This window comes from Streptomyces sp. AMJ-169, assembly GCF_055597585.1.
The window spans coordinates 40,534-64,307 of the sequence record NZ_JBVLTJ010000004.1 but is presented as its reverse complement, the minus strand read 5'-3'; the positions used below and the strand labels follow the sequence as shown (position 1 = coordinate 64,307).

General features: G+C 72.5%; 20 protein-coding genes. 13 read left to right on the top strand and 7 right to left on the bottom strand.

Annotated elements, in window-relative coordinates; translation table 11 throughout:
- The first annotated feature begins 16 nt into the window (after window positions 1–16).
- The 3 genes from ACYUD3_RS11320 (at window position 17) to ACYUD3_RS11310 (ending at window position 2,387) form a co-directional block, all read left to right on the top strand.
- Window positions 17–190, top strand: coding sequence for a hypothetical protein (locus ACYUD3_RS11320; RefSeq protein ID WP_470967540.1), 174 nt, complete (start codon window positions 17–19; stop codon window positions 188–190).
- An 89-nt stretch (window positions 191–279) separates the two neighbouring features.
- Window positions 280–1,653 carry a diacylglycerol/lipid kinase family protein gene (locus ACYUD3_RS11315; protein WP_470967537.1) on the top strand — a complete coding sequence of 458 codons (1,374 nt, stop codon included), beginning with the start codon at window positions 280–282 and terminating at the stop codon, window positions 1,651–1,653.
- A gap of 152 nt (window positions 1,654–1,805) precedes the next feature.
- On the top strand, window positions 1,806–2,387 hold the full coding sequence (locus ACYUD3_RS11310; protein ID WP_470967535.1) for a phosphatase PAP2 family protein: 582 nt from the start codon (window positions 1,806–1,808) through the stop codon (window positions 2,385–2,387).
- A 66-nt stretch (window positions 2,388–2,453) separates the two neighbouring features.
- Here ACYUD3_RS11310 and ACYUD3_RS11305 read toward each other — a convergent pair whose 3' ends face one another.
- Entirely contained in the window at window positions 2,454–5,009 is a 2,556-nt protein-coding gene (locus tag ACYUD3_RS11305) for a C40 family peptidase (protein WP_470967533.1), read from the bottom strand.
- Between the two features lie 366 nt (window positions 5,010–5,375).
- Here ACYUD3_RS11305 and ACYUD3_RS11300 point away from each other — a divergent pair, with 366 nt between their 5' ends.
- Both ACYUD3_RS11300 and ACYUD3_RS11295 read left to right on the top strand, forming a co-directional pair.
- Entirely contained in the window at window positions 5,376–5,999 is a 624-nt protein-coding gene (locus ACYUD3_RS11300) for a flavin reductase family protein (protein WP_470967531.1), read from the top strand.
- A gap of 85 nt (window positions 6,000–6,084) precedes the next feature.
- Window positions 6,085–6,426, top strand: coding sequence for a hypothetical protein (locus ACYUD3_RS11295; protein ID WP_470967528.1), 342 nt, complete (start codon window positions 6,085–6,087; stop codon window positions 6,424–6,426).
- 23 nt (window positions 6,427–6,449) lie between these two features.
- On the opposite strand, the gene ACYUD3_RS11290 is transcribed toward ACYUD3_RS11295, so the two are convergent.
- On the bottom strand, window positions 6,450–7,280 hold the full coding sequence (locus ACYUD3_RS11290; RefSeq protein ID WP_470967525.1) for an alpha/beta fold hydrolase: 831 nt from the start codon (window positions 7,278–7,280) through the stop codon (window positions 6,450–6,452).
- Window positions 7,281–7,371: 91 nt separating this feature from the next.
- Between ACYUD3_RS11290 and ACYUD3_RS11285 the strand changes: the two genes are divergently transcribed.
- The 6 genes from ACYUD3_RS11285 to ACYUD3_RS11260 all read left to right on the top strand — a co-directional run bounded on the left by ACYUD3_RS11285 (window position 7,372) and on the right by ACYUD3_RS11260 (window position 15,894).
- Window positions 7,372–8,475: a hypothetical protein gene (locus tag ACYUD3_RS11285; RefSeq protein WP_470967523.1), complete on the top strand. Its 1,104-nt coding sequence runs from the start codon at window positions 7,372–7,374 to the stop codon at window positions 8,473–8,475.
- A 505-nt stretch (window positions 8,476–8,980) separates the two neighbouring features.
- Window positions 8,981–11,821, top strand: a complete 2,841-nt coding sequence (gene uvrA, locus ACYUD3_RS11280) for an excinuclease ABC subunit UvrA (protein ID WP_470967520.1) — start codon at window positions 8,981–8,983, stop codon at window positions 11,819–11,821.
- On the top strand, window positions 11,818–12,861 hold the full coding sequence (locus ACYUD3_RS11275; protein ID WP_470967517.1) for an RNA polymerase sigma factor: 1,044 nt from the start codon (window positions 11,818–11,820) through the stop codon (window positions 12,859–12,861). Before uvrA ends, ACYUD3_RS11275 begins: the two co-directional genes overlap by 4 nt.
- Before the next feature lie 237 nt (window positions 12,862–13,098).
- Window positions 13,099–14,139: a FecCD family ABC transporter permease gene (locus ACYUD3_RS11270; protein ID WP_470967514.1), complete on the top strand. Its 1,041-nt coding sequence runs from the start codon at window positions 13,099–13,101 to the stop codon at window positions 14,137–14,139.
- Window positions 14,140–14,144: 5 nt separating this feature from the next.
- Window positions 14,145–14,900 carry a heme ABC transporter ATP-binding protein gene (locus tag ACYUD3_RS11265; RefSeq protein ID WP_470967511.1) on the top strand — a complete coding sequence of 252 codons (756 nt, stop codon included), beginning with the start codon at window positions 14,145–14,147 and terminating at the stop codon, window positions 14,898–14,900.
- A gap of 19 nt (window positions 14,901–14,919) precedes the next feature.
- The gene (locus ACYUD3_RS11260; protein WP_470968479.1) at window positions 14,920–15,894 is read left to right on the top strand and encodes an ABC transporter substrate-binding protein; all 975 of its coding nucleotides are present in this window, start codon (window positions 14,920–14,922) and stop codon (window positions 15,892–15,894) included.
- Here the strand turns inward: ACYUD3_RS11260 and ACYUD3_RS11255 are convergent.
- Complete coding sequence (locus tag ACYUD3_RS11255; RefSeq protein WP_470967508.1) at window positions 15,891–16,565, bottom strand: peptidoglycan-binding domain-containing protein; 675 nt, start codon at window positions 16,563–16,565, stop codon at window positions 15,891–15,893. The genes ACYUD3_RS11260 and ACYUD3_RS11255 overlap by 4 nt on opposite strands.
- A gap of 437 nt (window positions 16,566–17,002) precedes the next feature.
- Between ACYUD3_RS11255 and ACYUD3_RS11250 the strand changes: the two genes are divergently transcribed.
- Both ACYUD3_RS11250 and ACYUD3_RS11245 read left to right on the top strand, forming a co-directional pair.
- Window positions 17,003–17,953 (top strand): Dyp-type peroxidase, encoded by a 951-nt coding sequence (locus tag ACYUD3_RS11250; protein WP_470967506.1) that lies wholly within the window; start codon window positions 17,003–17,005, stop codon window positions 17,951–17,953.
- A 117-nt stretch (window positions 17,954–18,070) separates the two neighbouring features.
- Window positions 18,071–18,934, top strand: coding sequence for an ion transporter (locus tag ACYUD3_RS11245; protein ID WP_470967504.1), 864 nt, complete (start codon window positions 18,071–18,073; stop codon window positions 18,932–18,934).
- Here the strand turns inward: ACYUD3_RS11245 and ACYUD3_RS11240 are convergent.
- The 4 genes from ACYUD3_RS11240 to ACYUD3_RS11225 are packed head-to-tail and all read right to left on the bottom strand — an operon-like array spanning window position 18,889 to window position 23,754.
- Complete coding sequence (locus tag ACYUD3_RS11240; protein WP_470967501.1) at window positions 18,889–20,394, bottom strand: ABC transporter ATP-binding protein; 1,506 nt, start codon at window positions 20,392–20,394, stop codon at window positions 18,889–18,891. The two genes, ACYUD3_RS11245 and ACYUD3_RS11240, sit on opposite strands and share 46 nt — an antisense overlap.
- On the bottom strand, window positions 20,391–21,254 hold the full coding sequence (locus ACYUD3_RS11235; RefSeq protein ID WP_470967499.1) for an ABC transporter permease: 864 nt from the start codon (window positions 21,252–21,254) through the stop codon (window positions 20,391–20,393). The genes ACYUD3_RS11240 and ACYUD3_RS11235 overlap by 4 nt, the downstream gene beginning before the upstream one ends.
- The gene (locus ACYUD3_RS11230) at window positions 21,251–22,198 is read right to left on the bottom strand and encodes an ABC transporter permease (protein WP_470967497.1); all 948 of its coding nucleotides are present in this window, start codon (window positions 22,196–22,198) and stop codon (window positions 21,251–21,253) included. The genes ACYUD3_RS11235 and ACYUD3_RS11230 overlap by 4 nt, the downstream gene beginning before the upstream one ends.
- On the bottom strand, window positions 22,195–23,754 hold the full coding sequence (locus ACYUD3_RS11225; RefSeq protein WP_470967494.1) for an ABC transporter substrate-binding protein: 1,560 nt from the start codon (window positions 23,752–23,754) through the stop codon (window positions 22,195–22,197). The genes ACYUD3_RS11230 and ACYUD3_RS11225 overlap by 4 nt, the downstream gene beginning before the upstream one ends.
- Between the last annotated feature and the right edge of the window lie 20 nt (window positions 23,755–23,774).

The following is a 23,774-nucleotide window of genomic DNA, read 5'->3' as shown; positions in this document are numbered from 1 at the left end:
AGGTCGGAGGACCACCATGACCTTTTCCGAGGACCCGCTCCAACAGGCCCGCGCCGCCTACGAGGAGCACGCCCGCACCTGCCGGCAGTGCCATGCCGACTCGACCCCCTGTGCGGTCTCCAAACTCCTCATGCGGGCCTACAACAACGCCCGCAGGGAACAGGCACGCGCCGGTTCGACACCGAACTGAGCCTGACGCGGCCCCCTTTACCGCGCCCTGCGCCACGATGTGGTAATCACGATCATGGCAACAGGCGCGGGACCCGAGGGGGCCACACAGTGAACGACACGCGCGCGCAGGAAGCGGCGCGGCGGTCCGTACGGGCACAAGAAGCCCGCCGGGCACGCAACTGGGCGCGGCTCGCCCTCCTGCTGGCCTTCCTCACGTTCCTCGTCGTCGTCGCCGGCTCCGACAAGGACGGCTGGCTCGTCCTGCTGACCGGCGTGGGCGGCCTCGCGCTCGCCGGAGCGGGCCTGTGGTGGGCGCTCGCCCACCGGGGCTGGCCGAGGCTCCTGGGGGCCCTCCTGGCCCTCTCCGTGCCCCTCGGCGTCCTCGCCCTCTACGCCTCCTCCGGGCTGTGGGTCGTCGCCGTCGCCGCGATCGGCCTGTGGACCGCCGCCCTCGCCAGCGCCCGCGCGGCCCTGCGCAGCGTGCGCCAGCCGCACCACGGGCGCCGCCGCCGCGGCCGTAAGACCCCGCCGCCCAAGCAGCCGGTGTTCATCATGAACCCCCGCTCCGGCGGCGGAAAAGTCGAACGCCACGACCTCGTGCGCCGCGCGGAAGCCCTCGGCGCGCGGGTCATCCTCATCGACCCCGACGGCGGCACCGACCCCGAGGCCGAGGCCCGCCGCGCCATCGCCGCCGGCGCCGACCTCCTCGGCGTCGCGGGCGGCGACGGCACCCAGGCCCTCGTCGCGGCCGTCGCCGCCGCCCACGACATCCCTTTCCTGGTCATCGCCGCCGGCACCCGCAACCACTTCGCCATGGACCTCGGCCTCGACCGCACCGACCCCGTGACCTCCCTCGACGCCCTCACCGACGGCGTCGAACTCCGCGTCGACCTCGGGGACGTCGACGGCCGCGCCTTCGTCAACACGGTCTCCTTCGGCGCCTACGCCGAGATAGTCCAGCGCCCCGAGTACCGCGACGCCAAAGCCTTCACGGCCCTGGACCTCCTGCCCGACCTCCTCATGGGCGACGCCGGCGCCACCCTCAGCGTCGACATCGCCGGCACCAGCCTCCAGGCGCCCCAGGCCGTCCTCGTCAGCAACAACCCCTACGCGCGCGCGGACCCCTTCGGCGTCGGCCGCCGCCCCCGCCTCGACTCCGGCGCCCTCGGCGTCATCGGCATCAAGGTCGAAGGCGCCGCCCAGGCCGCCGAGATCGCCCTCCTGGGAGAGCGCGCGGGCAGCATCACCTCCGTACCCGCCCGCCGCGTCGAGGTCCGCGCGGACCGCGACCACATCCCCGTCGCCATCGACGGCGAAGCCCTCGTGCTGCCCGTCCCCGTCGTCTGCACCCTGCGCCCCGCGGCCCTGCGCGTCCGCGTCCCGCGCCGGCGGCCCGGGGCGACCTACGCGCCGCCCACGGTGGACTGGCGACGGATCGTGAGGCTGGCGCTGGACCGGCCGGTGGTGGTGGGGGAGGAGTGAACTACGCGCGCGTGGGTGCGGGTTCGTCGGGTGCGGGTTCGGTGGGCGCGGGTTGTGCGAACGCCCACGCGCGCGTGCCCTCCCGCTCACCCAGCTCCACCCAGAACGACCGCCGGCCCTCCCGGACCGCCCACCACCCTTAGGGAACGACCATGCCCGACCCCCGTCCCCGCAGCCGGCTGTCCGGTGTCAGCCTGGTGCGTGATCTCGCCGCGCTGGACCAGGCGCTGTACGAGGCGGTGACCGTCACCCGGACACCGACCCTGGACACCGCCCTGCGCCGCCTGTCGACCGCCGCGAACCACTCCAAGCTGTCCTTCGCCACGGCGGCGGCCCTGGCCCTGCGCCCCGGCCGCACTCGCCGCGCGGCCGTCCTCGGCGTGGCCGCCGTCGGCGTCGCCTCCGCGAGCGCCAACCTCCTGGGCAAACGCCTCGTACGGCGCGCCCGGCCGCACCGCGCGGAGGACTCGCCGTTCCCCGGCCGGCACGTCCCCATGCCGGACTCCGCCTCCTTCCCCTCCGGGCACACCGCGTCCGCCGTGGCCTTCGCGGCGGCCGTCGGCAGCGCGCTGCCCGCCGCCACCGTGCCACTCGGTCTGCTCGCCTGCGCCGTGGGGTACTCCCGGGTGCATACCGGGGTGCACTATCCCGGGGACGTCATCGCCGGGGCCGTTCTCGGGACCGGGGCGGCGGCCTTGGTGCTGACGGTCGCGGGGATCGCCGAAGAGCGCTGAAGTCGCGGGCCCGGCACATGTTCCGTGCCGGGCCCGTTGACTCGTGTATTCGTGTGTGCCGGTCCGTCAGGCGGGGCGGATCGCTCCTCGGATCGCGGCCTCGCCCGCGTGGAAGATCGAGTCCTCGCGGATGAACGCGCCCGGGCCGGGGGCGTGGATCATCATCCCGTTGCCGCTGTAGAGGCCGGTGTGGGTCAGGCCGTCGAAGAAGAAGACCAGGTCACCGGGTTGCAGCGTGGCCATGTCGACCTCCCTGCCGTACAGCGCCTGCTCGGTCGTCGCCCTCGGGAGGGGGACGCCGGCTGCCGTCCAAGAGGCCTGGGTGAGGCCGGCGTTGTCGTACGCGGCCGGGCCCTTCGCGCCCCATACACAGGGCTTGCCGATCTGCGCGCGCGCGAAGGCGACGGCTTTTTCGGCTTTTGCCGGGGGGGTGGGGGGTGCTTGTGGGGGGAGGGGGGCGGAGGTGGGGGGTTGTTGGGGCTGGGGTGTGGGCTGGGTGGGGATGGCGGATGCGGGGGGTACGGGGGGTTGTGCCTGTGCCTGTGCAGGTGTCGGCATGGTGGGGGCCGGTGCTGCCATGGGTGCTGGAGGGGCCTGAGGGGGTGCTGTGGGGGCTGGGGGTGCCATGGTGGGGGTCTGGAGGCCCGGGGCCATCAGCGTGGCTGTGAAGCCGTTCTGAGGGGGCGTCATGGTGGGCATTTGGGGTGGGGCTGTCTGGGCGCCGGGGGACATGAGGGTTGCCGTGAATGCCGGGTCGGTGGTGGGCATTTGGGGCGGGGTCGGGGCGGGGGGTGCTGTGCGGGGGGCGCCTGGGGTCATGACGGTGGAGGTCAGGAGCATGTCCAGGGTGGGGGCCGGAGCCTGGGCCTGCACCTGGGCCGGGGCCGGAGGCTGGGGCTGGGCCTGAGGCTGCGGTCGGGGCTGGGCGGTGGGTGCGCCGGGGGCCATCAGGGTGGACGTGAACGCCGGGTTCTGGGGTGGGGACATGGGGGCGGTGGCGGTGCGGGGGGCGCTCGGGGTCATGACCGTCGAGGTGAAGCCGGGGTCGGCCGGGGGGCGGGGCGCTGCGGCGCCGGGGGACATGACCGTGGAGGTGAAGCCGGGGGTGGGGGCTTGGGGTTGGGGCTGTGCTGGGGGGTGGGGGGTGGATGCGCCGGGGGTCATCACGGTGGAGGTGAAGCCCGGGTCGGTCGCGGGAGGTGTGGTCCCCGGGGACATGGCCGTAGCTGCAAATCCCGCTTCCGGAGCCGGAGTTCGGGTGCCGGATGCGCCCGGGGTCATCACAGTCGATGTGAATCCCCCCTCGGGCGAGGCGGGCGCGCCCGCGCCGGGTGCCATGAACGTGGACGTGAATTCCGGCTCACGAGCGGGAGTTGCGGGAGCCGATGCCCCCGGCGTCATCACGGTCGACGTGAACGCCGGTTCCGCTGGAGCCTGTTGCTGCGGCGACTGCTGCCAAGTCGACGTCCCCCCAGCCTCGTACGTCGCGAATGCCCCCGTCTCCCAGGTCGGCACCGACGGCAGCACCGCCGTCTGCGGGGCGTTGTCTGCGGGGCTGTACATCGGCAGGGACCCGGTGTTCCAGGACGCGTCCGCCTGCGGGGCGGCGGGTGCGGCGGGCGCCGCCGGGAACGCGCCCGTGCCGCCGGTCTGCGCGGGAGACGCGTACGCCGGGAACGTACCCGTGTCCCACGTGGGGACGGACGGCAGGACGGCGGTCTGCGGCGCGCTGTCCGCAGGGCTGTACATCGGCAACGGTCCGGTGTCCCAACTGCCCATCCCGGGACGGGAGTCAGGGGTCTGCCCGGGCACGGGCGGCATGACGGCGGTGGGAGCGGCGTCCATACCGGACATCACACCGCCCGAACCTCCTACGCCGGGGCCGGACATGGCGGCCGCCCCACCCATCGGGACGCCAGGGTTGGGGAGTTGACCGGCGCCGGGTGCGGACACCGCAGGCATCGAACCAGTCCCGGCATCGGACACACCGTTCATTCCGCCCGCGCCGGGACCAGGCATGCCGGCCATCCCAGCCACACCGCCCGCACCCCCGCCAGGCCCCCCGGGACCAACACCCGCACCCCCCACAGGCAACGCGGCCGTCGGCGGGGCCGGGGGGAGGGCCTGGCGGGGTTCCGGGGCCGGGGGCAGGGCGGGGGCCGTGCGGCCCGCCGTCAGTTCGGCGCGCTTCTCCAGCGCCGCCTCCAACTCCCGTACGGACGGCAGCCCGTCGCTCCTGGCGGGACGGGCGCCGCCGCCGGGGCGGGCGGCGGGCTGCTGGCGGTCGCGGGGGAGGACGGCGGGGATGGTCGGCCCGAGCGAATTGCGGGCGACGTCGAACAACTGCCGCGTGACGGCCTCAAGGCCGGGCTCGGCGGAGCGGCGCCCGCCCCCGCCCCCACGCCCGCCGGAGCCCCCCCGCTGCCCGCGCAGCGACATCGCGCGGGTCGCGTTGAAGGTGCCGCTGTCGGTCTCGGCACGGTTGTAGAGGGAGGTGACCGCCTGCTGGATCTCCGCCCGGCTCGGCTCGGGTCCGTCGTCCAGGCTGAGGCCGTCCGCCTCCGCGGAGCCACGTCCGGGAAGACCTTTACCTGCGGGGCCCTGGCCTCGGTCCGTCGCCATGGAAGACGTACTCCTTCCGTGCACCGCCTGCCAAGCCGGCGGGTACGGAGCCTGGTTCGCCGGTACGACGGTCAGGTCCGACCTCGCCGAAAGTCGCCACTCGGACCGGCGGAGGCCGCGCGGCCCGGCGGTTCACCGGAGTCGGTCGTGCGGCCCGGCGTCAACTTAGCCAACTTGTGTGACTGCCGTGAAGATTGAAGCGTTAAATGTCCGATACGTAGTCGTGACCTTGGTCTCTTCTTTGCTGGTGACCGCTGGTAACGCCTGTGCGGCGGCGGAGAGTTGACGCAAGGTCCGGGTCACGTCCCGCCCCCGCACAGCGGGGCGAGTGCGCCGTACCGGCACGAGGCGGTACAACTGGCTGCCATGCGCGTCGACTACTCACCCGACTCCCAGGGCCCGCAGAGCTTCTACCGGCTGCTCACCGCCGTCGTCGTACCCCGGCCGATCGCCTGGGTCTCGACAGTGACGGCGGACGGCACGGCCGCGAACCTCGCCCCGCACTCCTTCTTCACCGTCGCCTGCACCGTCCCGCCCATCGTGCAGTTCACCTCCGTGGGCCGCAAGGACACCTTGCGCAACGTCGAGGCGACCGGCGAGTTCGTCGTCAACTTCGCGCCCGAGCGGCTCTTCGAGCAGATCAACGCCACCGCGACCGACTTCCCCGCCGGACACGACGAGTTCGACGCCGTCGGCATCGCCAAGGAGCCGTCCCTGCGCGTCAAGCCCCCGCGCGTGGCCGCCGCCCCCGTCGCCCTGGAGTGCCGGCTGCACTCCACCCTCGGGATCGGCAACTCCACCCTCGTCCTGGGCGAGGTGGTGCACGCCGTCGTCGACCAGGACGTCCTTGTCGACGGCCATCCCGACATCCACCGGCTCAGCCCGCTCTCGCGGCTGGGGCGCAACGAGTGGGGGACCATGGGGGAGATCCGGGACCTGGCCCGCATCTCGTACCAGGACTGGCCGGGGGGCCAGGGACCGGCTTCCTGACACCGGCGCCGGCATCGGCGTCGGCACTGCCGTCCCCGACCTCGGCGGAACTCCCCGCGCGGAGCCCCTCTGGCAGGATCGCCCCATGACGTCCCGCAACCCCGCCGACGGTTCCTGGCGCTCGTTCCGCTCGAAGAACTCCGCGCTGTCGGTCTGCTCCGTGGACTCCTTCCTCTCCATCGGCTCGGTGGGCAGCGCGCTGTCCGTCGGCTCGGTCGGCAGCTTCCTGTCGGTGGGCTCCCTCGGCTCCGCCGCGTCGGCCGTCTCCGCGGGGTCCTGGCTGAGCCTGGGGTCCGTGCTGTCCGCCGAGTCGTCCGGGGCGGTGCTGTCCTGGCGCTCCCGTCGTGGCAAGGTCGCGGTCGTCGCGGCGGCGGGGGTGATCCTCGCGTGCGCGTTGACGGCGCGGCGGGGGAGGGGCAGCGCATGAGGGGCTGACCTCCGCGCGGGCCCTCACCCCGCACACCCCCGAGGCAGCCCCGCGAACGCCTCCCGCAGCTGATCCGCGAACTCCTCCGGCCACTTCGCGTACCCCACATGCCCGCCGGGGAACTTGAGCAGCGGCAGGCCGAGGAGTTCCGCGAGGGCGACCGCCGGGCGGTGGACGGTCTGGTCCTCGGAGCCGGCGCCGGCCGCGACGGCGAGGCGGTCGACCGCGCGGGCGACGGCGGTGAGGTCCGGGAGGTGGGTGGAGCTCGGGCGCATCACGTGCGCGAGGAAGAAGCCCGTGTTGTCGTGCTCCCCGGGCAGTTCGGGCGCCGGACGGTCGCCGAAGAGCGCCGACAGCTCGGCCATGGCGGCGGCCTCCCCCTCCCGCCGCAGCGTGGCCTCCACGGACGTGATGAGCGCCAAGTGCTCCTCCGCGTCGGGCAGCAGACCCAGGGAGGGCGGCTCATGGACGACGGCCCCGGCGACCCGTTCCGGGCACGCGCACGTGAACTCCAGCGCGGCCAGGGCCCCCGAGCAGCTGCCGAAGATCCGTACGGGCCCGGCGTCCGCCACGAGGTGGTCCAGGAGCCGGCCGATGTCCCGCGCGTGCTCCTCGACGCGCTGGTCGACGGGCGGGCCGGTGAGGGCGCTGCGTGAATTGCCGCGCGGGTCGCAGGAGATGACCCGGTGGTCGGCGGCCAGCGCGTCCGCGAGGCCGGTGAAGACGGCGGCGTCCGAATTGCCGCCCGCCAGCAGCAGGAGCGGCGGGCCGGTGTCGCCGCGCACCTCGTAGTAGAGGCTCGCGCCCGGGACCGGGAGCGTACCGGTGAGCTTGGCACGGGCGGGTGAATTCATCGAGGCCCCCCAATGAAGTGCGGTCGGTCGACGTACAGTCACGCCATGTCCACTCAGCGTACGGACCCCCACTGACAACGGGAGGGGCGTGATGGCGGACGGCCCGCGCATTCTGCTCAACGCCCAACCCTTCGGCTTCGGCCCGGCGGCGGCCACCGCGGCCCTCGCCGCCGGACTCACCTCCCTGGGTGCGAGCACGGCCTACATAGGCACCGGCCACACCCTCGACCTCCAGCACCTCCCCCCGTACACCACCGTCCACGACCTCACCGGCCTCCCCGAGCCGGCCTTCCTGCCCCGCCTCCAGGCGCTCGCCGGCCGCTACGACGCCTTCCTGACCGCCATGGACTTCCCGCTCGCCCGGCTGGCGCTGCGCGCGGGGCTCCGGGTCGCCGTCTACGACGCCCTGGCCTGGTACTGGCCGACCCTGCCGCCCGTGGTCCGGGACGAAACGGTCCTGTACGTCGCCCAGGACTACTACGGCGTCCGCGAACGCCTCGCCGCCGAACCGGAGTTGCGCGCCCGTACGGTGATCGTCCCGCCGACGGTCGAAGAGGGCCCCCTCTGGGCGCCGGGCGGCCAAGAGGTCGTCGTCAACCTAGGGGGTCTGCACAACCCCTACTGGACCCCGGACGACGCCCATGCCTACGCCCGCCTCGTCCTGACCGCCGTACGCCAGGCGCTCCCCCCGGCGACCCCCTTGCTGATCGCGACCAGCGCGGCGACGGTGAACGCCCTGGGTGATCCCCCGCCGGCCACGAGATTCGTGACGCACCGCCAAGAGGCCCTTCTCCAGGCGCTGTCGAGTTCCGCCTACGCCCTGATGACCCCTGGCCTCGGCAACATCTACGACGCCGCCACCACCGGCGTCCCCACCCTCTGGCTCCCCCCGGCCAACAACACCCAGGCCCTCCAAGCGGACCTCCTGGTCACCCACGGCCACTGCGACGCCCGGATCAGCTGGCGGGACCTGGGCCTGGACCTCCCCTCGACCACCCCGGAGCGAGCCACGATGACGACCCTGCAAACAGCTCTCCGAAACCCGGCCACCACCCCCCACCTGACCGCCCTCCTCGCCCAAGCCACGATTTCCCTCCCCCGCACCCCGTCCCGCTCCCGCGCGCTGATGACCCGTTTCGGACGCGGGGGGACGGGGACGGCGGCGCGGGCGGTGCTGGAGTGGCTGGAAGGCTGAGCGCGGGATCTCGGTGGCGGCACCAAGACGGGCGCCTAGGTTGCCCTCCACCCCGGTCACCGGATGAGAGGACCCGTCGCCGATGCCTACGGACTCCACGCTTGCGCACGCCCGTGAACTGTGGAGCCATCTCGCAGGCGCCCCGTTCCCACCCCCGGGCGAGACACGCATAGCCGTCTCACCCGCCTCCCGCCGACCGACGTACTGGGCCCGGCGACCCTGAAGGGCACGGCGGAGAGCGGCCTCGCCCGCCAGGTCGCAGCCGCCGCGACCCGCCACGCGCCGGCCGCAGGCCCGCACCCCCAATGGCGCGCCCGCCCGATATGCCGAGGGTAATTCTCGAATCCGTTGCTCACACCTCCACCCCTTACGCAAGCTCCCCGCACCCCCTTTCTGAATTCCGTTGCTCACACCCCCAACCCCCTGTCAAGCGCGACTTTCGCCACACAGAAATCCCCTTCATCTCGGCCCCGACCCCGTGCTTCGGCGGTGTTACCGTTGCAGAGTGCGGAAACTTCTCGTGGTCAAAGGTGCTCGGCAGAACAATCTTCGGGATGTCTCTGTGGAGCTGCCCAGGAATGGGCTGACGGTGTTCACGGGGGTGTCGGGGTCGGGGAAATCGAGTTTGGCGTTCGACACTATTTTCGCCGAAGGGCAGCGGCGGTATGTGGAGTCGCTGTCGGCTTATGCGCGACAGTTTCTCGGCCAATTGGACAAGCCCGATGTCGACTCCATCGAAGGCCTTTCCCCCGCCATCGCGATCGACCAGAAGACCTCCAGCCGCAACCCCCGCTCCACCGTCGGGACCATCACTGAGGTCTATGACTATCTGCGGCTGCTGTACGCCCGCATCGGACGGCCTCATTGTCCGGAATGCGGAGACCCCGTCCGCCGCCAGACCCCGCAGGACATCGTCGACCGGCTGACCGGCGAACCCGACGGCACCCGCTTCCAGCTCCTCGCCCCCGTCGTACGCGACCGCAAGGGCGAACACGCGGAGGTCTTCCGGCAGCTTTCCGGCGACGGGTTCAGCAGGGTGCGGGTCGACGGGAAAGTCCTTTCGCTCAGCGCCCTTCCGGCTCTCGACAAACGAAAGAAACACGACATCGACGTCGTCGTCGACCGGCTCGGCGTCAAGGACGGAATACGGCAGCGGCTGACCGAATCCGTGGAGACCGCCCTGGGCCTCGCCGGCGGCACCCTCCGCGTCGAGTTCGTCGACAGGGAACCCGGCGACCCGCAGCGCGAAATCCTGTTCTCCGAGAAGATGGCCTGCCCCCGCGCCCACGACCTTCCGCTGGACACCCTCGAACCCCGCCTGTTCTCCTTCAACGCCCCCTGGGGCGCCTGCCCGGCCTGCACGGGACTGGGGTTCCGCACCGAGGTCGACCCGGAGCTGGTCGTACCGGACGACACGAAGTCCCTGGCCGACGGCGCCATCGCGCCCTGGAGCAACACCAGCGGCGCCGACTACTTCACCCGCCTCCTCGATGCCCTCGCGAAGGCGCGCGGGTTCAGCGTCGCCACTCCCTGGCGCGAACTCCCCGCCGCCGTGCGGGAGATCGTCCTGCACGGCTCGGACGACCGCCTCCACCTCGCCTACCACAACCGCTTCGGCCGCGAACGCTCCCACCTCATCCGCTACGAGGGCGTCCTCCCGCACATCGAACGGCGCACGGCGGACGGCGCCGAGCACCGGTTCGCGGGGTATCTCCGCGACGTCGCCTGCGGGGCGTGCGAAGGGGCCCGCCTCGCCCCGGCCGTGCTCGCCGTCACCGTCGGCGGGCGCAGCATCGCCCAGGCCGGCGCGCTGCCCCTCGACGAACTCAGGGAATTCGTCCACCAGTTGAGCTACAGCCTCACCGACGGCGAACGCCGCATCGCCGAAGCCGTCGTCGCCGAGATCGGGGAGCGGCTGCGGTTCCTGCTGGACGTCGGGCTCGACTACCTCTCCCTGGACCGGCCGGCGGCGAGCCTCTCCGGCGGCGAGGCCCAGCGCATCCGGCTCGCGACGCAGATCGGTACCGGGCTCACCGGCGTGCTGTACGTCCTCGACGAACCGTCCATCGGGCTGCACCAGCGCGACAACCAGCGGCTGATCGCGACGCTGGAGCGGCTGCGGGACCGGGGCAACACGGTGATCGTCGTCGAGCACGACGAGGAGACCCTGAAGGCCGCCGACTGGGTCGTCGACATCGGCCCGGGCGCCGGCGCGCACGGCGGACACGTCCTGCACGCGGGCCCGCTCGCCGAACTCCTCGACCACCCCGACTCGTTGACCGGCGCCTACCTCTCCGGGCGGCGCTCCATCGCCGTCCCCGCGGCCCGCCGCGCGCCCGACGCCGAGCGGCGGCTCACCGTCCACGAGGCGACCGAGCACAATCTGCGGAACGTCGACGCGGCTTTCCCGATAGGCCTGTTGACGGTCGTCACCGGCGTCTCCGGATCGGGGAAGTCGACGCTCGTCAACGACATCCTGCACAGCGCCCTCGCCCAGCGGATCCACCGCGCGCACACCGTCCCGGGCCGGCACCGGACGATCACCGGCGTCGAGCACATCGACAAGGTCGTCCAGGTCGACCAGTCCCCGATCGGCCGCAGCCCGCGCTCCAACCCGGCCACGTACACAGGGGTGTTCGACCATCTGCGCAAGCTCTTCGCGCAGGTGCCGGAGGCGAAGGTGCGCGGATACGGGCCGGGCAGGTTCTCGTTCAACGTCAAGGGCGGACGCTGCGAACACTGCCTCGGTGACGGCACGATCAAGGTGGAGATGAACTTCCTGCCCGACGTGTACGTGCCGTGCGAGGTCTGCGCGGGCGCGCAGTACAACAGGGAGACCCTGGAGGTCCGTTACAAGGGAAAGTCGATCGCGGACGTCCTCGCCATGACCGTCGCCGAGAGCCGCGCCTTCTTCGACGGGCACCAGATCATCTCCCGCCATCTGCGCACCCTCGACGAAGTCGGCCTCGGCTACGTGAAGTTGGGCCAGCCCGCCACCACCCTCTCCGGCGGCGAGGCCCAGCGCGTCAAGCTCGCCGCCGAACTCCAGCGCCGGACCAGGGGCCGCAGCCTGTACGTCCTCGACGAGCCGACCACCGGACTCCATGTCGCCGACGTCGACCGGCTCCTGACGGCCCTTCAGAAACTGGTGGACGGCGGCAATACCGTCGTCGTCATCGAGCACAACCTGGACGTCGTCAAGTGCGCCGACTGGATCGTCGACATGGGCCCGGACGGCGGACACCGCGGCGGACAGGTCGTCGCCGAGGGCACCCCGGAACAGGTCGCCGCCCACCCGGCCTCACACACCGGCCGGTTCCTCCGCCCCCTCCTGGAGACCTCATGAGCCTGCTCGAACTGGAGAAATCGGAGCGAACAGAGAAAGCGGAGGACTCGGCGGGACCGGAGAACCCCCTGGTTCCGGCGGCGGCCGAGGAGGACGACGACGCCCCCGCCGCCCGCCTCGCCGTCCCCGGCGCCTCCGACGACCCCGTCAAGGACTACCTCCGCCTCATCGCCCGCGTCCGCCTCCTCACCGCCGAACAGGAGGTCGACCTCGCCCAGCGCGTCGAGGCGGGGCTGTACGCCGAGCAACTGCTGACCGAAGCCGACCACCCTTATGAATCAAGCGAGTTGGCGATCCTCGCCGCCGACGGACAGCGCGCCAAGAACCACCTCGTCGAAGCCAACCTCCGCCTCGTCGTCTCCGTCGCCAAGCGCTACACCGGCCGCGGCCTCGCCTTCCTCGACCTCATCCAGGAGGGCAACACCGGACTGATCCGCGCGGTCGAGAAGTTCGACTACACCAAAGGGTTCAAGTTCTCGACGTACGCGACCTGGTGGATCAAACAGGCGGTCAGCCGGGCCATCGCCGACCAGGGCCGCACCATCCGCGTCCCCGTGCACGCCGTCGAGATCATCAACCGGGTCGCCCGCGTGCGCCGCGAGTTCGTCCGCGACACCGGGACCGAGCCGGCCCCCGAGCAACTCGCCGAACGCGCAGGCGTATCGCTGGAGCGGCTGTCCGAACTCGACGGCTACACAAGGGAACCCGTCTCCCTCGACACCCAACTCGCCGACGACAGCGGCACCGAGTTCGGCGACCTCATCGTCGACGCCGACGCCCCCACCCCCGACGAACAGGTCTCCTTCGGCCTCCTCCAGGACGCCCTGCGCCTCATCCTGGACCAGATGACCGCCCGCGAGGCCGGCATCATCTCCCTGCGCTACGGCCTCTTCGGCGGCCGGCCCCGCACCCTGGAGGAGATCGGCACGGTCTACGGCGTCACCCGCGAACGGATCCGGCAGATCGAGTCCAAGACGATGAGCAAACTCCGCCACCCCTCCCGCTCCCAGGCGCTGCGCGACTACCTCGACGCCGACTGAGCCGACCCCCTTTGTTAGGCTTCGGACGCCTTCCGTGGGGGAAGTCCGGTGAGAGTCCGGCGCTGACCCGCAACGGTGTGCGCGGAGAACCCTTTCTCCGCGTGAGCCCGATCGCCCACGGCAGGCACGCGACCCGTACGACTGCTCGCCGTGGACTGCGAGAAGGGGACCCGCCCGGCCGGTGACACGGCCGGGTCTCCTGCGCTGACTCAAGGCGGCCTCACCACAAGGACCGCCGTGCGCCGAACTCCCCTGTCCCTGCTGACCGTCGCCCTCGCCCTGCTGCTCGCCCTCTCGCTGCTCGCCGGGGTCCTCCTCGGCGCCGCCGGGATCGGCGCCGGACAGGCACTGGGGCTGCTGTGGGCGGGCCTGACCGGCGGGACCGTGCACGCGCGCGACGCCGCCGACTACACCATCGTCTGGGAGATACGACTGCCCCGCGTGGTCCTCGGCGCGGTGGCCGGCGCCGGGCTCGCCTCCGTCGGGGTCGCCGTCCAGGCCATGGTCCGCAACGCCCTCGCCGACCCCTTCGTCCTCGGCATCTCCTCCGGCGCGGCCGTCGGCGCCAACGCGGTCATCCTCCTGGGCGCCTTCGCCGGCCTCGGCGTCTGGGCCCTGTCGGTGTCCGCGTTCGCCTCCGCGCTGCTCGCCATGGGCCTCGTCTACGCCGTCGCCCGCACCCCGCGCGGCCTGACCCCGCTGCGGCTGATCCTGACCGGCACCGCGCTGGCGTACGGCTTCGAGGCGCTGACGACCGTCATGGTGTTCGGCGCGGCCCGGGGCGAGGCGGCGCGCTCGGCGATGATGTGGCTGCTGGGCAGCCTGGGCGGGGCGACCTGGGCGCAGGTGCCGATCGCCGGGGTGACCGTCGTCGCCGGCTGGGCCTGGCTGCGGCGGCGGGCGGCGGCGCTGAACGCGCTGGCCATGGGGGACGAGACGGCCGCCGCGCTGGGCGTGCGGCCCGAACTGCTGCGGCGGGAGCTGTTCGTCGTGACGGCCGCCGTCACCGGGACCGTCGTCGCCGTCAGCGGGGCGATCGGGTTCGTCGGGCTGATGGTGCCGCACCTCGTGCGGATGGCCGTCGGCGCCGATCACCGCCGTGTGCTCGCGCTCGCCCCGCTCGCCGGGGCGGTCCTGCTGGTCTGGGCCGACGTGCTCTCCCGGCTGCTCCTCGCGCCGGCCGAACTCCCGGTCGGCGTCATCACCGCGGTGGTCGGCGTCCCCGCGTTCCTGCTCCTGATGCGGCGCGGCGGCCACGCGTTCGGCGGAAAGTGGTGACCGGCATGCGGCTCGACCTGGACGGCGTACGCGTCGAAGCGGCCGGGAGACGGCTCGTGGACGACGTACGGCTGACCGCGGGCCCCGGCGCGGTCGTCGGGCTCGTCGGCCCCAACGGCAGTGGCAAGTCGACCCTGTTGAGATGCGTGTACCAGGCGCTGCGGCCGGCCGCCGGCACGGTCCGGCTGGACGGCGAGGACCTGCGGACGATGGCTCCGCGCGCCGCCGCCCGTGTGCTGGCCGCGCTGCCGCAGGAGTCCGGCGCCGAGTTCGACTTCACGGCCGCCGAGGTCGTCGCCATGGGCCGCTTCCCGCACGAACGGCGCGGCGCAGCCGAGGACTTGAGGATCTGCGCGGAGGCGATGGCGGCGACCGGCGTCGGCCATCTCGCCGACCGCGGCTTCCTCGCCCTGTCCGGCGGCGAACGCCAACGCGTCCTCATCGCCCGGGCGTTGGCACAGCAGCCGCGCGTCCTGGTCCTGGACGAACCCACCAACCACCTCGACATCACCCACCAGTTGGAGGTGCTGTCCCTCGTCCGCGACGCCGGGCTCACCGTCCTCGCCGCCCTCCACGACCTCAACCTGGCCGCCGCGTACTGCGACCGGCTGTACGTCCTCGACGCGGGCCGCGTCGTCGCGTCCGGTACCCCCGAAGAAGTCCTCCAACCCACTTTGCTGGCCGAGGTGTTCGGCGTCCGCGCCCACCCCGTGCGCCACCCCGTCACCGGCGCCGTACAGCTCCTCTTCGACCGTCTGTAAGGAACCCCCTGTGCCCACTGTGCGTCAACTCGCCGCCGTCGCCCTGTGCTTGACCGTCACCGGCTGCGGGGCCTCCGTGGAGAAGACCTCCGCGCCCGCCGCCTCGAAGGCCGTCACGATCACCAACTGCGGCAAGAAGGTCACCTACGACCACGTGCCCGAGCGAGTCGTCACCAACGACGTCGGCATCACCGAGCTGATGTTCGCGCTCGGCCTGGAGAACCGCATGGCCGGGTTCGCGATGCCCGACGACAAGGGCGACCTCACCGGCGTGCCCTGGAAGGACGGCTACCAGAAGGTCAAGTGGCTCTCCAAGGACCAGCTCACCAAGGAGAACGTCCTGGACGCCCGCGCGGACCTCGTCTTCGCCGGCTGGAACTACGGCTTCCGCGAGGACAGCGGCTTCACCCCCGACGCCCTGGCCAAGCTCGGCGTGCCGTCGTACATCCTCACCGAGTCCTGCCGCAACGGCCGTACCGAGACCTCGCGCGGGATCATGCCGCCCATCGACGCGCTCTACACCGACCTCACCAACCTCGGCAGGCTCTTCGGGGTCGAGGAGCGGGCGGCCACGCTGATCGCCTCCTTCAAGAAGGAGATAGCGGGCGTCAAGGCACCGGCCACGCGGCCCAAGGTGTTCCTCTACGACAGCGGCCAGGACCAGCCGTTCACCTCCGGCCGGTACGCCGCCCCCGACCAGATCATCAGCGCCGCCGGGGGCGAGAACGTCATGCACGACGTGCAGGACTCCTGGACGACCGTGGGCTGGGAGACGGTCGTCGACCGCGATCCCGATGTGATCGTGATCTGCGATTACGGGGACGTCAGCGCCGAGAAGAAGAAGCAATTCCTGCTGTCCTACGGGCCGTTGAAGAACGTCTCCGCCGTGAAGAACAAGCGGATCTTCGTGCTGGACTACGTCGACCTCGTCGAGAGCCCGCGCAACCCCTCGGCGATCGCGCGGCTCGGCGCCTATCTGCGGTCGGTGTCCTAGGGCTTGCGGGTCTCCGACTCCAGCGACTTGCGGGTGGCCGCGCCGTACACACCCGACTCGTCGTCGAGGATGAGCCGGGTGAACTGGTAGGTGCGGACGGCCTGTTGGACGTCCTCGTCGTAGACGCCGTCCGCCTCGCCGTCATAGCGGCCCAACTGGCGCAGGCGCAGCTGGAGTTCGACGACCTGAGCGCCGGTGTCGCCCGGCCGCAGGACGCGGGGCGCCTCGGCGGCGGTGCCGCTCGGACTCGGGGCGGGGGCCGCCGAGGCGGTCGGCGCCGGGCTCGGCGGGCCGGCCGGGGGCGACGCGCTCGACGACGGGGACGGCGAGGCGCTGCCGGAGGCGGACGCGGACGCCGAGGGGCTCGCGGAGGCGGAAGGGGAGGCGGAGACCTCGGGGGCGGCGCTGTCCGCGCTGGAGGCGACCGCGTCGGGGACGCCCGCGCGCAGATCGTCGCGGACCTGGTCGCTGCGGGTGGGGGACTGGTACAGGGAGACGCCCACGATCACGCCGGCGGCCACGGCGAGGGTCGCCGCGGAGACGGTCACCAGGGCGATACGGCTGCGCCTGACCGGGGGCTTGCCGTCGGGGAAGTCGTCCGGGGGGAGGGCTTCCGGGGCGGCGGGGGTGACGGGGTCGGCCGGGCCGTCCGGTTCGGTCGGGTCGTTCACGGGTGCTCCCTCCTCCATGGAGGCTGCCGAGTTTATTCGTAACTTCCGCCTGTCATATTCACAGCTCTCCACAACTGGGGGCGGGGGCGCCGTTTGAGCAACCGTGCGACCTGCGGGCGCCGTTGGCGTCGGACAGGGGATCGCGGAGGGTGATGTGTCGGACCGGTCGCCGTTCCCCCGCATCGAGCGCCGCCCCGCCGGGCATGGTGATCGACAGCGGCGGTCCACCGGTCGACGGGCCCGGAAGGGCCGGCTTCGGCACATGTGAACAACACCGGAAACCACCGGATCTCGGGGAGATCCCAGAGAGGGGAGCCATGTCGTCCAGGTCTGCTTCGGAGTCGGGGGCCACTGCGGAGGCGGGGGTGACAGCGGCAGCGGCAGCGGGAGCGGGGGCCGTTCCCGTGACAGCGGCTCCGGATGAGGTGAACGCCCCGATGACAAAGAACGCCCGCGCCCCCCGCTCGCCCGGTGAGCTGGCGCAAGCCGTCGTGGGTGAACCGGCGTCCGCCGCCGTGTTCCTGGTGCTGAGCGTCGCCCCGGGCGGCGAGCCCGTCGTACGGGACGTGCTGGCGGGGCTCGCCGGGCTGGTGCGGTCGGTCGGGTTCGGGCACCCCGAGGGGCGGCTGTCGTGCGTCGCCGGGATCGGGGCCGACGCGTGGCAGCGGGTGTGCGGGGACGGGCCGCGGCCCGCCGCGCTGCACCCGTTCCAGCCGCTCGAAGGACCCCGGCACCGGGCCGTCGCCACCCCCGGCGACCTGCTGTTCCACCTCCGCGCCAGCCGGCCCGACCTGTGCTTCGCGCTCGCCACCGAGATAGCCAGGCGGCTGCGGGAGGTCACCTCCCTGGAGGACGAGGTGCACGCGTTCGCCTACTACGACGCCCGCAACCTGCTGGGCTTCGTCGACGGCACCGAGAACCCCGTCGGCAAGGTCGCAGCCGAGACGGCGCTGGTCGGCGCGGAGGACCCGGCGTTCACGGGCGGATCGTACGCCGTCGTCCAGAAGTTCCTGCACGACGTGGAGGCCTGGGAGAAGCTGCCCGCCGAGGAGCAGGAGCGGGTGATCGGGCGGACCAAGGCCACCAACATCGAGCTGGAGCGGCCCGGTTCGCACGTCGACGTGAACACCCTGACCGGGCCCGACGGGGAGGAACGGCGCATCCTGCGGGCCGCGATGCCGTTCGGCCGGCCCGGACACGGCGAGTTCGGCACGTACTTCATCGCCTACGCCCACGACCCCGAGGTCCCCGAGACCATGCTGCGCCGCATGTTCCTCGGCACGGAGGAGACCGGACCCGACCCCCTCCTCGACTTCTCGGAGGCCGTCACCGGCACCCACTTCTTCGCCCCGCCGGCCGACTTCCTGAAGAGCTTGGCGGCCCGCTGACCGATCCGGCTCTACGGTCCTGTAGAAGTATCCCAGGCGAACGCTCAACCCGCCCTGCCCCAGGGCGGGTTGAGCGCGGCGCCGTCGCACGCAGGACGAAGGAGCAAGGGCAGCAGGATGCACCACACGCACGACCGGGTGATCGAGGCGGCGCCGCGGACCACCACCCGCCAGGACCTGGCAGAGCGCTGCCGTACGATCGCCGAATCCCGCTGGTTCGCCCTCACCGTCTTCACGGTGATCCTCCTCAACGCGGCCCTGCTCGGCGTGGAGACCTACTCCGGGGTGGTCGCCGAATGGCACCGGACCCTCAAACTCGCCGAACACGCCTGCCTCGCCGTCTTCACGGCCGAGATCCTGATCCGCTTCGGCGCCCACGCCGACCGCCCCCGGGACTTCTTCAAGGACCCCTGGAACCTCTTCGACCTCGCGGTCGTTCTCACCACGTACCTGCCCGTCATCCGAGAGAACACCACCGTCCTGCGGCTGCTGCGCCTCGCCCGCGTCCTGCGCACCGCCCGCTTCCTGCCCCAGCTGCGGATCGTCCTCGTCGCCGTCGCCCGCAGCCTCCCCGGCACGCTCAGCTTCCTGCTGGTCGGCGCGCTGCTGCTGTACGTCTACGCGATGGTCGGCTGGGTCTTCTTCGGCCGCGCGGACCCCCAGCACTACGGCTCCATCGGCCGCGCCGTCCTCACGCTGTTCCTCCTCATGACCCTGGACGGCATCGGCGACGCCGTCCAAGGCGGCCTGGAGATCTCCCGCTGGAGCCTCGTCTACTACGCCTCCTACGTCCTGCTCGGCTCGTTCGTCCTGGTCAACGTCCTGATCGGCGTGGTCATCACGTCCCTGGACGAGGCACGGGAGCTGGAGAACCGCGCCGACGCGGAGCAGCGGGCACCGGCGCCCGATCTGGAGGCGCGGCTCGCCGCCGCCCGTCAGGCGCTCGACGACCTCGAACGCGACCTCGTCCGCAGACCCTGAGCGCCGGTCAGCTCGGCCGTGAAGGGATGCCGTGGCCGCCGGAGGACCTGCTCCGCCGGTCCCTCCTCGACGATCTCGCCCGCGTCGAGCACCGCGATCCGGTGCGCCAGGGCGGCCGTGTCCAGGTCATGGGTGATGAGGACGAGCGTCAGGTCGGGGCGGGTGCGCAGCAGCCCGGCGAGGGTCGCGAGGAGGGCGCGGCGGGTCACCGGGTCCAGGGCCGAGGTGATCTCGTCACACAGGAGAACCCGGGGACGGGCCAGCAACGCCCTTGCCAGAGCGGCCCGTTGAAGCTCACCGCCGGACAGCTGACGCGGACGCCGACCGGGCTCCTCGACGAGCCCCAGCGCAGCGAGCGTCTCCCGGGCCTCATCCTCCGCCGCCCTCGCGTCGAGCCCACGCAGCCGCACGGCCGTCCGCGCGACCTGGTCCAGAACGGCCCGGCGCTCGTCGAAGGCGCCCCGGGCGTCCTGGAACACGTACTGCACAGCCGCGAGTTGCTCCCGGGACCGGTCACGGAGACTGCGGGGGAGAGGGCTGCCGTCCATGCGTACGACGCCCTCGTACGCGCGGTGCAGGCCGGCCAGCGCCCGCGCCAGTGTCGTCTTGCCGCTGCCCGAACGGCCCACGACGGCAAGGCATTCGCCTCGGTGGAGGGCGAGGCGGGGGATGCGTACGGACGGGGTCTTTCTGTGACGGATCGTCAAGTCCGTTGCTTCCAGGACTGGTTCGGAGCCGTCCGGCTCGGGGAGGCGCAACGGAGGCTCGGCGGACAGGAGTTCGCGGGTCCACGGGTGTTCCGGGTGCTCCCACAGCCGCCGCGGCGGGCCCGACTCGACCACGCGGCCCGCGCGCATGACGTGCACCTCGTCCGCCAACGCCCGGACGACGTCCAGGTCATGGCTGAGCAGGACCACCGCGATGCCGCGCGCCGCGAGCGCCGCCAGCTCGGTCACGACCCGGGCTTTCGTCAACGGGTCCTGGCCGGTGGTGGGTTCGTCGGCGACGACCAGGCGGGCGCCGGGGAGGAGGGCCTGGGCCAGGGTGACGCGCTGCTGCTGGCCGCCGGAGAGCTGGTGCGGGAAGCGGCGCGACAGGGTTTCGCCCTCGGGGAGTTGGGCGTCCTTCAAGGCTTCCAGTACGCGCGGGCGGCGTTCCGCGCGCGGGCTGTCCCGGGCCAGGTCGGTCAGGAGGGCCGAGACGCGGCGGGCCGGGTTGAGGACGGACGCCGGGTGCTGGGGGACGTATCCGGCGCGGGCGGCGGGGCGGATCTCGCCGGTGACCGCCGCTCCGGGCGGGAACTCGCCGAGCAGGGCGAGCCCCGTCGTCGTCTTGCCGCTGCCCGACGCCCCTACGAGCGCGGTGACTTGACCGGGCCGCACGCGCAGGGACACGCCGTCGACGATCGCCCGGCCGCCGATCTCCACGCGGAGGTCACGGAGTTCGGCGGCGAGGGTCATGAAGGGGCTCCAGTCTTACGTGAGTTGGGTTTCGGCGGCTTGATCTTCCGCGGCTTTCCGAGGGCGGCGTCGAAGAGGAGGTTGGTGCCGGTCGTCAGGGCGACGATCAGCAGGGCGGGGACGACGACCGCCCACGGCTGCACGAACAGACCCGTACGGTTGCGGTCCACCATGACCGCCCAGTCGGCCGCGTCCGGCGCGACCCCGACGCCCAGGAAAGCGGCCGTCGCCACGAGATACAGCACACCGGTCAGCCGCGTCCCCGCGTCGGCGGCGAGGACGCGTACGGCGGACCGGGCGACGTGCCCGACGGCGATCCGCCACCAGCTCTCCCCTTGCATCCGCAGCGCCTCCACGGCCGGACCCGATGCGGCACTGCCGGCCGCCGTCCGCACGATCCGCGCCGCGTCCGGCACGTTCACCGCCGCCACCAGCAGCGCGAGCCCGCCGCCGCCCGGCGTGAACACCGCCGCCACCAGCAGGATCAGCAGCAGCGACGGCACGGCGAGCAGCACGTCCAGCGGACGCATCAGCAGCTCCTCCAGCCACCGCCGGCGCGTGAGCGCGCAGACCAGCCCGACCGGGAGCGCCACGAGATACGCGAGCGCGGTGGCGGCCAGCGCGGTCACGACGACCGGCCGCCCGCCGTGCAGCACTTGCCGTACGACGTCCCGCCCGACGAAGTCGGTACCCAGCAAGTGGCCGCCGCCGAGGGTGAACGAGGTGCCGCGCGGGCCGGGGTCGCCGGTGAGGGCGGGGCCCAGGAGGGCGAGGAGGAGGGGGAGGGTGAGGAGGGCTGCGGCCAGGATGAAGCGGGTCCCGGGGAGGCGGCGTGCTCCAGAGGTGAAACGTCCTTTCATGCCGCCGCCTCCGCCCTCGGCGCGAACCGGTGGGCCACCAGGTCGGCCCCCAGGTTGACCACGACCGTCACCACCCCGAACACCACCGCGAGCCCCTGGACCACCGGCACGTCCCGCTCGGCGACGGCGTTCAGCAATACCGTCCCGAGGCCGGGGATGACGAACAGCGCCTCCACGACGATCACCCCGCACAGCAGCCAGTCCACGGTCCGCGCCAGCTGCTGCACGGCCGGCGCCAGCGCGTTCGGCAGGGCGTGCGCGTACCGCACGCGCGCCGCCGCAACCCCGTACCGCCGGGCGTGCGCCACGTACGGCGAGGCCAGCGCCTCCACCATGCCCGCGCGCACCAGCCGCGACAGCGAGCACACCGGCCGGGCCAGCAGCACCAGCACCGGCAGGACGAGCACCGCCGGACGGGCGAGGAGGTCCGTGCCGTAGCCGACGGCCGTCGGCGGCAGCCAGCCGAGCCGCAGCGCGAACACCGTCACCAGCAGCACCCCCAGCGCGAACTCCGGTACGGCGTACACCCCGAGGGTCACCGCACTCGCCAACCGGTCGACAAGGCCGCCTTCATGACGGGCCATCAGAACGCCGAGCCCGAACCCGGCCGGGACCAGCAGCACCAGTGTCAGCGCGGCCAGCAGCAGGGTCGGACCGAAGCCGTCCGTCAAATACGTGGTGACCGGGCGGCCCGAGACCAGGGACGTGCCGAGGTCGCCGTGCAGGAGCCCGCCCGCCCAGCCGGCCAGCCGCTCCCCGGCCGGACGGTCCAGGCGCATCGCCTCGCGGATCGCCGCGATCCGCGCCGGATCGGGCTGGTCACCGGCGAGGGCGACCGCCGCGTCGCCCGGCAGCGCCTCGGTGAGCGCGAAGACCAGCAGCACGACGGCCACCGTCTGCGCGCCCCCGAGGAGCAGCCGGCGTACGACGAACGAGAGCGTCACGCTGTCAGCCACACCTTGTCGAACCGGGCCCAGTCCAGCGTGTTGGCGGGTGCCTGGGCGACAACTCCCTTGACCTGGCGGCCCGTTCCGATGATCCAGTCCGCGAACCCCCACACCAGGAACCCGCCCTCGGTGTACAACTGCCGCTGCATCCGGGCGTACAGGGCCGACCGCTCGGCCACGTCGCTGGTGGACTGCGCCTGCCGGTACAGCGCGTCGAAGTCCTTGCGTCGCCAATGCGTCGCGTTCGTCGTCGAGTCGGTCAGCAGCCGCTGCGAGAAGTGCGCCTCGATGGGCATCGCGCCGGAGCGATAGCAGGCCAGCACACCGGAGTTGAGGATGTCGCTCCAGTAGGAGTCCTTGCTGCCCCGCTTGACCTCGACCGTCACGCCCGCCTGCGCGGCCTGGTCGCGGAAGATCCCGGCGGCCTCCGTGAAGCCGGCGGCCACGTCGGAGGTGTCCAGCGTGACCTTCAGCCCGTCGGCCCCCGCCGCCTTCAGCAGGGCCCGCGCTTTGCCCAAGTCCTGGGCGCGCTGCGGGAGATCGGCCGCGTAGTACTCGTACCCCTTCCCGAACAGGTCGTTGCCGACGACGCCCGCGCCCGACAGCGCGCCGTTGACCAGCTCCCGCCGGTCGGCGATGAGGAAGAACGCCTGGCGTACGCGCGGGTCGTCGAACGGCGGCCGGTCGGTCTTCATCGCGAACGCCTGCATGGCGCTGCCGCGCAGCCGCACGATCTCGATCTGCCCGTGCCCCTCGTGTGCGCGGGCGGTGGTCGGGTTCAGCTCGTGCGCGTACTCGATCTGGCCGCCCAGCAGGGCGTTGACGCGGGCCGACTCGTCGTTGGCGACGACGAATTCGAGCTCGTCGAGGTGCGGCGCGCCCTCCCAGTAGGCGTCGTGGCGGCGGAAGAGCGCCGAGCGGCCGGGGGCGAAGGAGGTGAACCTGAACGGGCCCGAGCCGATGGGGTGTTCGTCGAAGTCGGTGGCGTTCTCGGGGATGACGTACGCCCCGAACGCGGCCAGTACGTTGGGGAATTCGGCCGTGGGGCGCTTCAGGACGAACTCGATCGTGCGGGTGCCGGTGGCCCGGCTCGCGGTCAGGTCGATCGGCTCCAGGGAGGCCTTGGCGCGGAACGCCTTCGCCGGGTCGGTGATCCGGCGGTAGCTGTACAGGACGTCCTGCGCGGTGACCGGCTTCCCGTTGTGGAACTCGGCCTCGCGCAGGGTGACTTGCCAGCGGTCCAGCGTCTTGTTCGGCTCCCATTTCGCCGCGAGCCGGGGCTGGGCGGACAGGTCGGCGCCGTAGTCGGCGAGCTTGTCGTACAGCGCCTTGGCGCGGGCGACGTCGCCGAAGAGGTTGGCGAGGTGCGGGTCCAGGGTCTCGCTCGCGCCGCCGCCCGCGAAGGCGGCCCGCAGCCGGCCGCCGCGCCGGGGGGTACCGGAAGTTCCCTTGCTGTCAGGGGGGTTGTCGGTGCCGCAGCCGGTCAGGGCGAGTGCGGCCGAGGCGGCTGTGGCCGCGGTGAGAAAGCTTCTGCGGCCCAGAGGGGAATGCATGGAGGTGTCCTCAAGTCATC